The following is a 12,472-nucleotide window of genomic DNA, read 5'->3' as shown; positions in this document are numbered from 1 at the left end:
CCCACAGCGCGAACAGCCCGAGCAGCGGGCGTTCTCCTGACCGAACGCCTCGATGATCAGGCCGCCCGCGAGCGGGCCCACGGCGCTGGAGACGCCGGTGACCGACCCCATGATCGCCAGGGCCTTGCCGCGCTGCCGATCGGGGAACATCAGGTGGATGAACGCGGTGCCGAGAGGCCCTGGGCGGCGCGCGCGAGGTTCAAGCCACGCTGGTGAGGGTGAACAGGATCAGGCCGATGATGAAGACGGGCTTGTGCCCGTAGCGGTCACCGAGCCGGCCCGCCGGGGCCGGCGCCAGTCCGTAGGCGAGCATGTAGCCGGACAGCACCCACGACAGCGTGGACTCCGACGCTTCGAAGCGCTGATGACGACTCCAGGTCATCGAGCCGGTCCGGATCGAGCCTGGTGATCGCGAGGTCGAACGGGCCGGGTTCGAGGACGATCTCCCGCAGCGCGTTGATCTTGAGCGCGGACAGCACGGACAGCGCGGTCACGCCGCCGTCGGTGAGCGCGCTGAGAATGCCACCCGGACGGCCGGTTCTTCGCCTCAATGCTCGACCAGGAAGGGGAGCAAGGCCGCACCGGCCGGCCGAAACGGCCGCCGGGCAGCACGAAGCCGCGCGGGTCGGCGTGGATGTCCAGGATGCTCAGGAGCACCCTTGAAAACGAGCTTCTGCTATTTATTTGCCATTTTTCGTCATTTGTAAGCTCGTATGCTTTTCGTCTGCCGCGCCTTGCGGTGATCCGATGGAGCGTCGTAACTTGGGTGCCTTTCCATCGGCCGGTTTCCCGGGCAGCGGACGGAATGGCATGAAAGCGAACGAAACCACCCTGCGCAAGCTCATCCAGGGCGATCAGCAATTACTGGTCCCCCTCTACCAGCGCCAATACACCTGGGAACGCCCGCAGCTCACCCAGCTGTGGAGCGATATCACCGCCCAGGTCGACGTACTGGCCGAGGAGCGGCAGGACGCGCCCAGCCATTTCCTCGGATCGGTGGTGCTCGCGCCGGGGCCGGAGCTGGCGCCGAGCCGCTCCCAATGGATCATCGTGGACGGTCAGCAGCGCCTCACCACCCTGATGCTCGCGCTCTGTGCGATCAGGGACCACCTGGTGGCCGAGGATCCCACTGCACTGGAACGTATCAACGAGCTCCATCTGATCAACAAATTCCAGCAGGGCGAGCTGCGCTACCGCCTGCTGCCCACGCAGGCGGACAGGACGGCCTTCAAAGCGTGCGTGGACGGCACGCTCGACGGGAAATCCGACAGCCTGATCGGCAACGCCTACCAATTCTTCCGGAGGGTGCTGAAAGAGTTCGACGACCCCGCCGACCCGCACGACATCGCCCGCGTGGAGTCGGTGCTGCTCGACCGGCTCAATCTCGTGCAGATTCTCGTGGAAAAGGACGACAACGCGTTCCGCATCTTCGAGTCGATCAACAACACGGGAATGCGGCTCAGCCAGGTGGACCTGATCCGCAATTACGTCTTCATGTGCCTGCCCACCCGCGGTCAGCACGTCTACGACGAATACTGGAAACCGATCCAGGACCTGCTGGACGCCAAGGCCATGGAACAGCTCATGTACCTGGTCCTGGTGCTGAAGGAGGGCGACGACGCCCAGTACAACGCCGTCTACCGCGGACACCAGCAGCTGCTGCTGGCGATGGCGGGGGACGAGCCGCGCATCGAGGCGTACGTACGCGACCTGTACCGGCGCGCCCGGCATCTGAAGCAGATCCTCTCCCCCGGCGATGACCTGCCGTTCGCCAGGCGGCTGCGCTTTTTGAAGGAATGGCAGGCCACGACCGTCTACCCGCTGGTGATGCGGCTGATGGAGCTGCGCGAGGACCACCACATCGGCGACGAGGAGGTGGACGAGGCACTGGCGTACGTGGAGAGCTTCCTCGTCCGCCGCCTCATCGCCGGCGTCACCGCGAGCAACCTCAACCGCATCTTCCAGCGGCTCGCCGTGCAGCTGGTGGCGGGGGAGGAGGTGCCGCAGGCGGTGCGGGCCGCGCTGTCGCCGGCCCGGCTGTACTGGCCGTCGGACGAGCAGCTGCGGGAGGAGGTCCGCAGCCGCGCCTTCTACTGGCAGGGACGTACGGTGCAGCAGAAGCTCGTCCTGCGCCGCATCGAGGAGTCCCTGGGCAGCAAGGAGCGAGTGGACCTCGCCGACAAGCGCATCACCATCGAGCACGTCATGCCGCAGTCCATGACCGCCGACTGGCTGAACGAGCTCTCCGGCGGTGGCGACGACGCCGACCTCCTGCACCGCCAGCTCGTTCACACGCTGGGCAACCTCACGCTCAGCGGCTACAACTCCGAACTGAGCAACCACTCCTTCGCCGCCAAGCGCAAGCAGCTCGGGATGAGCGGACTGGTGATGAACCAGGAGATCGCCGCCTGCGAACGCTGGGGCAAGGCCGAGGTCCTGGCCCGCGCCGACCGCCTCGCGGAGCGGGCGATCGCCATCTGGCCGGGGCCGGAGGAGTCGGGCCGCGGCAGCGCCGCATCCCGCGACTGGACGCAACTGCACAGCGCCCTGGCCGTGCTGCCGAGCGCCACCTGGACCTCGTACGGCGACCTCGCCGAGCTGATCGGCTCCCATCCGGTGCCCGTCGGGGTACATCTGGCGACCGTCCCGGTGCTCAACGCACATCGGGTGCTCACCCGGTCGGGGCGGGTGGCCGAAGGGTTCCGCTGGCCCGACCCCGACGACGATCGCGACGTGCACGAGGTGCTGCGCGCCGAAGGTCTCGTCTTCGACGAGGCCGGGCGCGCCTCGGCCGACCAGCACATCGGCGTACGCGACCTCGCCGAGCTGCTCGGCCTGCCCGTCGCCGCGGACCTGGCCGAGACCGAGACCGCAGCCGGCGCCGACCTCTCGCCGCAAGGGCTGACGGAGCTGGAGCAGCGCTTCCTGCGCCAGCTCAACGAGCAGAGCGGCCCGCAGGCGGCCGGGGCGGTCCAGCGGGTGCTCGAGCACTGGCGCTCGCAAGGCGGCGAGGTCCACTACGGCACCTCCGCCGCCGCCTCCTGCGCGCCGATCATCAAGGTCCGCGGGCAGATCTCGTACGCCATCCGCTTCTACGCCAAGACCGCCGAGATCCCGTTCGGCCTGCTGCGCAACCGCAAGCCGTTCGACGACCCGGCACTGCGCGAGGAGCTGCGGCAGCGGGTCAACGACGCGCCCGGCGTGGACATCCCCGTCGCCAAGCTGGAGCTGTACCCGTCCATCAAGAACAGCCGGCTGGCGAGCGTCGCGGTTTTCGATGTGATCGTGGCGGTGCTCGACTGGTTCAAGGCCGTGATGACCGCGCAGGAGACACAGGCGTGACCCGGGCGCGCCTCACTCCTCGATGAGCGAGTCATCCTGCTCGTCCTCGGGATCCGGCTCCGCGTAGAGCGCGGCTGCGGTGGCCGGATCCAGGGACGAGGCCTCATCCTCCGCCTCATCGGCGAGGGTCGGCAGGACGTACTCCTGGCCCAGTTCCGCCAGATGGAGCGGCAGGGGCAGAGCGAGAGCCTGCGGATAGTCCGGAGGCTGACGCAGCAGATGCACGGCCAGCGCCAGCGATTCCGGATCGTCACCGTCATCGTGATGACATCCAAGGACGGCGATCTCCACGAGCCCGGGGTTCCACCCGGGGACGTTGGTATCGATCTTGGTTCCGCCTTTGTCTCCGCCCGTACGCCGAGGAGCCAGTTTGTCGGCGGCGATGGCCGAGGTCGAGAACTGGACGGGCTTGGGCGTGGTGCTGTAGAAGATGCGACCCGTCCCGGCGGAGGGCGGCACCCACAGGTGGGACGGCAGCCCGTTCGCCTCGTCCTTGACGTTGACGCCCCACCACTGGGGGGTCTCCTTGCCCTGGGCGGTCCGCACCCGGACGAGCCGCAGGTTCGGGTGCAGCCGGCGGGCCGGTGCGTGGCCGTCGCGCATGCGGTCCGGCTCGACCTGACCGTCCTGCAGCCACGTCCAGTGCGAGCGCGCGTTCTGGCTGTGCGCGAGCAGCAGCGTGGGAGCGCCGCGCAGAGAGCGCAGCACCTTCTGCAGCCATTCCTCGGTGTCACGCCGTTGCTCGTCCATGGTGCTGTACGAGTCGCCCGGCCCATCGTTCGCGGCGCGCGGCCCCGCGACCTCCGCGAGCGTGGTCAATTTCAGCAGCAACGCGGGATAGGGGATCCACTCATTCGCCTCGGGATCCCAGCCCTGCACGGCAGCGATCCCACCGCCCCTTTTCTGCGGCGTCACGAGCACTGCGACCGGAACGCACGCCGCCAGCCGATTGCGTGCCGTGCGATTCTTCCTGACCAGCCAGATGGCGGCGTAGCGGAGCCCGCCGGGCAGCTGCTCACCCAGGCCATGTTCCGGGTGCACGCGGATGCCGAGCTGCCGCAGGCCGTCGTCCCACGCCATGGAGACACGGTGATCGAGATTCTTCACCGAGTCGTATCGTCCCTCTTTCTTGGGCACCGTCACGAACTGGGTGACCGCGCCGGCGTCCGCGAAGCCGAGCCGGAGCGCGAACTTGGGGTCGTGGTCGCCGGTCTCGAAGTCGGCCCTGCGGTCGAGCTCGACCAGCGCCAGCGTGGGTGCCGTACCCGTGATGTCATCGGCCAGCCAGGTGCGGGCACCCGCCCGCCGGTCCCGGACGGCCTCGCTGATCGCGCGAGAGGTCCGGAACCTCCCCTTCGGTGGAAGATCAAGCTCCGCTGCGAGGCCGGCCGTCAGCTTGAGGCAGCGCAGCCGCACCGTGAGCTCGGCCGATTGCCACTCGAGGATCACCGGGTGGCCGGGGCGTGCTGCCTCGTACTGCTCTTCGGTGTGGACGCCGCCATCCCCCTTCAACCCGAGGCGCTCGGCAAGCCCCTTGACCGCGGCCTCGCGCAGTTCGCGGGTCTGCCAGAGCAGCCGTGCCTCCAGCGTCGGCAGCGTTCCCGGCTCGGTCTCCGGGGTCAGCAGGGACATCGCGAAGGCCGCGCCCGCCCGCCGTTCCTCTGCCCTGCGCGCGTCTTCTTCAGGCTGGCCCTTCTTGCTGGACGAGGGGGCATTGACAGGCTTGGCGGACTTGACCAGGCGCGTGCGGCCGAATGCCGGCGTCGGCCGCAGTTCAGGAGGAAGGGCCTGCTCGGCCCACTCGGTGAGTTCCGATCGCTGATGTGACATCAGGCCGGCTTTGACCGGGTGGCCGCCCATGGCGGTGCTGTAGACGATGCCCGCGCGCATTCCCTGGCTCAGCCACTCCTCCGGCCGGGACAGGATGTCGTCCGCGTCGGGGAACGGCTCGGCCAGCGAGATGCCGCTGAGGATACCGGCAGGGCCGCCGCGCACCCAGCCGGTGACCCAGTCCTCCCGCTCCTTGTCCCAGCGGCGCTCCACTCTGGCCAGCGCATAGCGCTCACTGAGCGGGACGCCCGGGAGGTACGGGATGCGCGGCCGCAACACCACGGTCGTCTTGCGCTGGTACGGCAGATACACCTTGCCGGTCACCGCGCTCACCCGTGTCGCCCAGCGGCGGATGCCGAAGTGCAGGTGGAAGCGGGGGAGGGGATCGAACGGAACAGTGTGCAGGGTGATGTTGAGCACGATCGAATACCACCAGTCACGCTTGCCCGACCCCGCCGCAAGTGGTTGCGAGATCAGCTCGGCCCCCTTGTCGCGGGGGCCGCGCGGCACTGCGCGAAAGTGGAGCCGCCCGGCCGCGTGCTCGTAAGGACCGAGTGCCAGGACTCGTCTGGCCAGCCAGTCGGTGGTAAGCGAGAACTGGTGGGGCAGGGGCGCGGCGGTGCCACCGCGCGGGGTCGCCGGGCAGCGGAGCAACTCGGTTTCCACCTGTTCCCAGACAGGCGGTGACGCCGCCAGCTCCGCCCGGACGTCCTTGAGGAAGGCACGGTGTTCGGGCTCCGGCCGCAGATCTGCAAGCCAGCGGTCCACCAGCGTATGGAAGACGGGGGCAGGCAGTGGATCCGCGACCCCCTCAGGCACGTACAACCAGTACTCGGACGGACGCGGCAGCACCAGAAGGTCGGGTGCGAAGGCCTGGATCACCTGCTCGAAGCGGTGGGTGGGCACCGTGCGGCGCTCGGCTCCTTGGGGGCTGTCCAGGTTGCAGAGCGTGAGGATCGCCTCTCGCCAGGTCTCGGGAAAGCGGAGCGCAAGGTACCGGCCCACCACGGTGGCATCCGCGGAGGCGGGCTGCCAGGAGGCGGTGCGAATGGAGTCGTAGATCACACGCATGGTGTCCTCATCTGTGGTGTTCGAGGGCCGACAGGGCGTTGTACAGCGGTTGGTAGAGCAGCCGAGCAAGAGCCGGATCCGCCGGGTCAGGGAAGGACGCCGGGTCGGCTCGGGTGTCGAAGTACGGGGTGAGGATGAAACGGAGCGCTGCGAGGAGGCCGTCCTCCGGCGGAAGAGGTGCAGTGGATCCAGGAGACAGCGCGAGGGCCGTTTTCGGGGCGAAACCGGCGTCGACGAAGACGACCCGCGCCGGCACTCCGCCCCGCACGAGCCGGCCGATCACCTGCCACATGGTGACGAGCTGATCCCAGGCGAAAGCCTGTTTCTCCCACGGCGACAGCCGTGAGTAGATGTAGCGCCGGGACAGCAGGCGGCGCCATTCCTGCCGCGCCTCATGGCGGAAGTCGAGCCCTGCCCGGTCGAGTCCGGAGGCCTTGGCGACGAGCTCGTCGAACGTGGCCGGACCGGTGCGGTCATCGGGCCGCCTCTGGCCGCGTACGAAACGGCAGACCCAGTCGTTCACGGCGAAGATGGCCAGTGATAGATCGTCGGGACGGGGATGCGGCCTGGCCAGGAACAGAGCGGTGCCGAATGCCGCATTGCGATCGGTGTTGAGGATGTTGTGCCCGCGCTCCACTGCCAGCAGGGGCGCCACCAGCAGTTCGGCGTCGTGGTCCGCGGCGAACATCGGGAGATCGCCCCGCCGCAATGCTGTGGCGTGCTCCGCGGCCACGGGATCCGCGCCGCGTACCGACTGATCGAGGTCGGCATCGTCGGCGGTCAGCACCCGCACTCTGCCCCGCCAGCGGTCCAGCCCATGCAGGGTGTCGGCGACGACGCTCGCCTCCTTATAGCTGCCGACGAGCAGGAGCGCCCGGCGGCGGTTGTCGTCGCCGATGCGGGCCAGCTCCTCCTCCAGCGGGCTCGCCGCGCCGCCTGGCCCAGGGCTTCCCAGACGCATGGCGAGCGTCCGCGCGGCCATCGGCCTGACCTTGGGATCGGTTCCGGAAAGCCGGATCGGCTTTCCATCGGCGTCGTAGAGAAATCTCGTGGCGAACTGCGACCTTCCCACCGCCTCGAGGGAACGCTGCGACGGCATGAGGACTGCGCTCACGGGAGCCAGAACGTGGGCGCGGGTCGAGGCCCCGGCCCAGCTGGTGCCGGACATGAGCACCACGTGCGGGCCCGGGCGTCCCTGCCCGGGATCCGCGCCCAGCTCGTGCAGGGAGACGAGCAGCTCCCTGCCCACGCCCGCGCACCGGAAGAAGCGCAGGGTGCCGCTGCTGTTGCCGTCCTCGTCGCGTTCCCGCTCGTCCGGGAGGAATTGGAAGCCGAGGACGTTGCCCATCGGAGCCTCGGGAATGAGCGGGGCGTAGTCGAGCGGCGGCCGCCTGGAGAGCTCGTTGCCGGTGGAGTCCAGCCGGAGGGCGGCCTCGACCTGAGGCCAGAGGAACGTCAGGCGTTCCAGCCGCTGGTGGAGAGCCGACAGCACGAGCAGGAACTCCAGCCGGCGGCAGGTCGCATCGCGCCACTGGTCGTTCCGTCCCGCGGCGGGAGTCTCCATGATCAGCTTGTCGAGCAGGGTCTTGACCCGGGTGCGGGTGCGGGCCGTGTTCAGGGTGTGCAGGAGGTCGCGCGCAGTATCGATCAGATCGTCGGTGACCGTCCCGTATGGGCCGGAGTCGCCCAGTGGGTCGTCGCGGAAGGCGTCCAGGAGTTCGGTGAGCTGTGCACGCAGGGAGTCCTGGAAGTTCCGGTTCTCCTCGGCGTCGTTCGAGTCGTCGTCGTACGGCTCGTAGAGCTGGTGCTCGTCGTGTACGCCTTTGAGCCCACGGTCTCGTTCGTCGAACCAGTCCCCGAGCAGCTTCTCTTGGAGGGTCCACGGGCTGAAGTACTCGATGTCCGCCCAGTCGCGCAATTCCTCATCGGAGATGAGCAGCCGGTACAGGCGATCGGTGGCGGCGGTGACGACGGTCAAGGCCGAGTTCCATCGCTCGACGTCCTGGTCTGTGAGAGGAAGCCGGCCGCGGCGTGAGAGCTCCTCGATCTTGTGGGTGTGCAACTGGTCGAGCCAGGACTCGGGCCCGGGGGAGACGAGCGTCGCCGACGGAGCGAAGATCTCGTCCAGCTTCATCTGCACCGAGTCGGCCTCATCGACGATGATGATGTCGCTGAGCAGGCAGGCGAGCTCGAGATAGCGCAGTCGCTCCTCGTTCAGGTGCTGGGGGACGGCGCTCTGCACGAGGCTCGCCGGATTCGCGACCCAGATCAGCCCGTCCACCAGGTTGCGTGCCGCGCGATGCCGCGGGCATCTCGCCCAGATGGGGCAGCCGTGCCGGCTGCCACGTAGCTCCTCCGGCGTGCTCTTCGGAGCCGTTTCACCAGCTCGGTACGGCTCGGGCAGGGTGATGTCAGATGTGTGCCGGACCTGGGGCCGCTCAGGGTAGAGAGCCGTGCACGGCGCGTCGGCGTAGCGGAGCGGCAGGGCGGCCTCCGTGCCCCGCAGCGCATCGATCACACACGCTGTGCTGAGGTCGTCGAAGCCCGCCGCGTCGTGATCGAGAAGGTTGCCCAGCCCGCGAGCGGCGAGCCGGCGGTGCAGCCGCTGTACGTGGGTTTCGCGTGTCGTAGGGCCCAGCACCGGAACGGCGGGCAGGTCGAGGTCGGCCAGCAGCTCGCAGAGCCGTAGCTGCTCGGCGACGTCACCGACGACCAGGGTGACGCGCAGGTCGTGCCGCGCCGCCCACACCGCGACGAGTGTCATCAGCGTGCTCTTGCCCGCGCCCACCATGCCGGCCAGATGCATGAGGCCGTTGAGGTGGATGTCGTCTCGTTCCCTGAAGCTCTGCCCGCCGGCGTCCCGAGGCGCGAACCGCAGTTCGTCGAGCCGCTCCTGCCAATGACCGGGTCGCTCCGACTCCAGCATGCGTTCGCGCTCATCCATCCATGCGGCCGTGGCGATCAGGTCGGAGCGTTTGATCGTCAGCGGGGCGCCGCCTCCCGGCCGTCCCTGCTCCAGGTCATGGCCGGGCGGAGCATCGAAGATCAGTTCCTTCGGAATGGTGACGGATGCCGGGCGGCGGCGGTCCAGGAATCCGCTGCGCCCCGCCGGAGCGAGCGGGAGCTTCTTGCGAGCATGCTGTGGCAGCCCGGCGAGCGCGTCGTCGTAGACGGTGACGCGGTCGGATGCGATGGTCGGCGTGAGCTGACGCGGGGGCCCGCCGTCCTCAGGGATGTCATAGGCGCGCAGCCTCGCGGGCACCTGACGGTACAGGTCGAGTAGCTGGTGCCAGGCGCGGCGGCGGCGCAGCGTCCAAAGCAGGTGCCGGGCGGTGGTGAGCATCGTCTCGTGTTCGGCCGTACGGGCCAGACCGGCGGCGCGGGCGAAGGGGTAGCCGCCGAGCAGGGTGTAGACGCCCTCTGCGGGCTCATCGGGGGAGAGCCGCTGCAACAGCCGCAGGGCCAGCTCCACCTGACACAGATGAGCCGGTTTCATGCCCTGCAGCTCTATGGGCAGGCTCTTCCAGAGCTGGCCCAGCTCGCGGCTGACCGGTCGATGCCAGCTCTCGCGGTCACGCATGGGCGTCCCCCTTCTGCTTGCGGACCTTGGCCCTGGCCCGGCGCACCAGGTCTGTGTCGGTGAGGAGAGGCAGGTCGCGGGCCTGCGCGGGGCGGTTGCGCTCGTACACCGCGATGTAGTCGCGCCTGGCGGCGACCCGGTGATGCGGCACCACCCAGAACGCTTCGTCGTACGGAGGCTCCTGCGGTACGGGGTGTGCAGAACGGCCGAGGAAGAGCGGGTTCGCCCAGTCCTTGACGTCGATGGCCCAGCGGTGCCCGTCTGGGAAGGTGACGAGCAGGTCATAGGCGTCATAGCCGGGCCACATCCGTACGGTGAGCCCCAACGCCACCAGTTCCTCTTCCAGCGCCGCTTCTGCACGACCGGGGCCGGTGACGAACTGCCGTACGGGGCGCTCGACTTGGTAGACCTCGCCCGTGTCTTCCACGCGCAACCGCGTGCCCGGCGGTGCCGGTCCCTGACGGCGGCACCGGTCGCGTTCGCACCACCACCCCCCGTCCTGCATGGGGACGAGCAGCGTGAGACACCGTCCGCAGCAGACGTATTCGCCGTCGTACAGGTAGCTGCCGGGAACCGGGAGATAGATGCGCCGGATCAGCTCGTGCACCGGCTCGAGGACCAGATCGTTGAGCACCTCGAAGCTCTCGGCGGTGGTCAGGACCGGCCGGTTGACGAGCAGCCTGCGGAAGGCGGTGTAGGCGTCCTCCTCGCCGAAAGCCCGGCACAGACGGAGCGCGGTGTGAATGATCTCGCGGTCGCGGTGGCTTGCAGCGCTGTCGCGCGTGCGTTCGGCCCATTCGTGACAGAGTTCGGTCGGGCGTCCTGAGTCGGCGTCGAGCAGCCGGTCCTCGGGGCCGATGGAGTCGGGGGGCAGGTCGATGGGCCAGTCGGCGAGGGGTGTCTCCTTGCACCACGACACGAGTTCGGGAAGGCTCGCCGGAGGAACCGCCCCTTTGAGCAGGCAGGCCAGGACCGTGCGGTCCAACGCTCGCTGGGCTTCCGGCGGATACGGGAGGGTGAACGCGTCGAGGTCCGTTTGCGCATCGAGCGCGAGCATGGCACCGGCCAGCGTACGGACCAGAGGAACGCCCTGGTGGGCGCTCCAATCGGCCACGGCGTCAGGTAGTGCGCCGGCGGTCATCGGGGTCCTCCTGAGGCGGAGCACCAACGGCGGACCTCGCAGTCGGAGCAGTGGTCGCCGGGATGGGGGAGATAGGTCTCGTCGTCGGCCCATCCGGCGGCGAGCCTGGCGACGATGTCGCTCGCTTCATCGCGCGTCGCCGGGTCGAGCGGGTCGAACTCTTCGCAGACCGATCCGTCTTCCCGCAGGATCTCCAGCTCGATCCGCGCACGGCGGGGATCACCGCCGGGGACGCCCGAGGCCATGAGCAGGACGGCCAACGCGAGCTGGGGATAGGTGTGCAGGAGGGAGCGCCCTTCCCAGGTGCGCCGGGACGCGGTCTTGGTCTCACGCCACACCCAGCCGCCCGACTCGGTGTAGAGCAGGTCCGGGTCGGCAATGATCACCGTGTCCGCGGCCGGGTCATAGGCGGCCACACGCCACTGGGGGCGTATGTCGTCACCGTCCGTCAGGCCATCGAGCGGGCAGAAGGCGTGATGCTCCCGGATCATGCGGACAGCGGTCTCCATTTCATCCTCGGCCAGGCCAGGCAGTTCAGTGGGCAGCGGAACGTTCCGGCAAGGGACCCTGGGCCGCTGCCTGTGCCGGTCGGTCAGCCAGGCATCGACGGCCCGGCCGCGGCGGATCGCCTCGTTCTCCGCCCGGCCGTCCTTGATGTACAGGGTCCGGGTCGCATGAAAACGCGCCGGGCAGGCTTTGTAGATGCGCAGGTCGCTGATGGAGACGCTGCGCCGCTTCCGAGGACGCCGCGAAGCGGGCACGCCGAGCAGTCCTGGGAGCACGGGCAGAGCCGTGCAGCCAAGGAGCCCTTCGCACGTGGTGCAGCCAGACCCAGGGCGCAGCTCTCCGCCGTCGAGTACGGAGGCGTACCGGGCTTTGGCGTGCTCGTCGAACTCCCGTGCCGCCTCGTCGACGTCCCAGTCCGCAAGGACCCGGGGCTCGCCGTCTCCGAGCCCCACACCGACGACCCGGACCCGTTGCGGAGTGAGCACGCCGGTTTCGATCTTCCGGTAGGGCTCGCCGAAGCCGGCGCGTGCGGGCACTCCGGTCGCCGCGACGGCGGCGGCGGCCGCGATCTCCGCCTCTGACCGGTCCTCTTTCGCCGTACCGATGGACGGAATCCAGATTTCCCGCACCATACCGTCCTCGGTGGCGTACCTTCTGCCCCAGGCGGTGCGTTCGTACTGCACGATCCCCCTCGCGTCCGGCTTGCGCAGCCGATCGAGCCCCACCCACTCAGCCCTCACCGGGCGGGTTGCGGGATATCCGCCGGCCTCGTGCCGGGCACGGGCAGCCAGATAGGCCTGCACTGCGTCGCGCGCCCACGCGCGGTGGACGGGATGGCAGTTACGGGTGTGCCGGGCGTCGGTCAGCGCGTCCTGCACGCTGCTGCCGTGATGCTCGATCGCATCGAGCATGCTCTCCACCGGTGCGAAGAAGAAGTCCTGTACGGGTCTCCGGCGGCAACGCTCAGGAGTCTGCCTCAGGAGAGGGCGTGCGCGTAGTGC

At 69.0% G+C, this 12,472-nt stretch carries 6 protein-coding genes and 1 pseudogene; 1 reads left to right on the top strand and 6 read right to left on the bottom strand.

Annotated features, from left to right (window positions below; all coding sequences use genetic code 11):
* Positions 1 to 51: 51 nt before the first annotated feature.
* A pseudogene (locus tag ACGFIM_RS10655) lies at positions 52 to 165 on the bottom strand (hypothetical protein); the annotation flags it as partial.
* A gap of 34 nt (positions 166 to 199) precedes the next feature.
* Positions 200 to 382: an MFS transporter gene (locus ACGFIM_RS10650; protein WP_393197863.1), complete on the bottom strand. Its 183-nt coding sequence runs from the start codon at positions 380 to 382 to the stop codon at positions 200 to 202.
* Positions 383 to 810: 428 nt separating this feature from the next.
* Here ACGFIM_RS10650 and ACGFIM_RS10645 point away from each other — a divergent pair, with 428 nt between their 5' ends.
* Positions 811 to 3,342: a DUF262 domain-containing protein gene (locus ACGFIM_RS10645; protein WP_393197860.1), complete on the top strand. Its 2,532-nt coding sequence runs from the start codon at positions 811 to 813 to the stop codon at positions 3,340 to 3,342.
* 12 nt (positions 3,343 to 3,354) lie between these two features.
* Here the strand turns inward: ACGFIM_RS10645 and ACGFIM_RS10640 are convergent, their stop codons facing one another.
* The 4 genes from ACGFIM_RS10640 to ACGFIM_RS10625 are packed head-to-tail and all read right to left on the bottom strand — an operon-like array spanning position 3,355 to position 12,382.
* Positions 3,355 to 6,243, bottom strand: a complete 2,889-nt coding sequence (locus ACGFIM_RS10640; RefSeq protein WP_393197857.1) for a pPIWI_RE module domain-containing protein — start codon at positions 6,241 to 6,243, stop codon at positions 3,355 to 3,357.
* 7 nt (positions 6,244 to 6,250) lie between these two features.
* Positions 6,251 to 9,823 (bottom strand): hypothetical protein, encoded by a 3,573-nt coding sequence (locus ACGFIM_RS10635; protein WP_393197854.1) that lies wholly within the window; start codon positions 9,821 to 9,823, stop codon positions 6,251 to 6,253.
* On the bottom strand, positions 9,816 to 10,964 hold the full coding sequence (locus ACGFIM_RS10630; protein ID WP_393197851.1) for a hypothetical protein: 1,149 nt from the start codon (positions 10,962 to 10,964) through the stop codon (positions 9,816 to 9,818). The genes ACGFIM_RS10635 and ACGFIM_RS10630 overlap by 8 nt, the downstream gene beginning before the upstream one ends.
* Complete coding sequence (locus ACGFIM_RS10625; RefSeq protein WP_393197848.1) at positions 10,961 to 12,382, bottom strand: PD-(D/E)XK nuclease family protein; 1,422 nt, start codon at positions 12,380 to 12,382, stop codon at positions 10,961 to 10,963. The genes ACGFIM_RS10630 and ACGFIM_RS10625 overlap by 4 nt, the downstream gene beginning before the upstream one ends.
* Between the last annotated feature and the right edge of the window lie 90 nt (positions 12,383 to 12,472).

The sequence above is a fragment of the Nonomuraea sp. NPDC049309 genome (assembly GCF_043196965.1).
GTDB classification, from domain to species: domain Bacteria; phylum Actinomycetota; class Actinomycetes; order Streptosporangiales; family Streptosporangiaceae; genus Nonomuraea; species Nonomuraea fastidiosa.
Note: the sequence above shows the minus strand (reverse complement) of the source record. Positions and strands in the feature narration are given on the sequence as shown.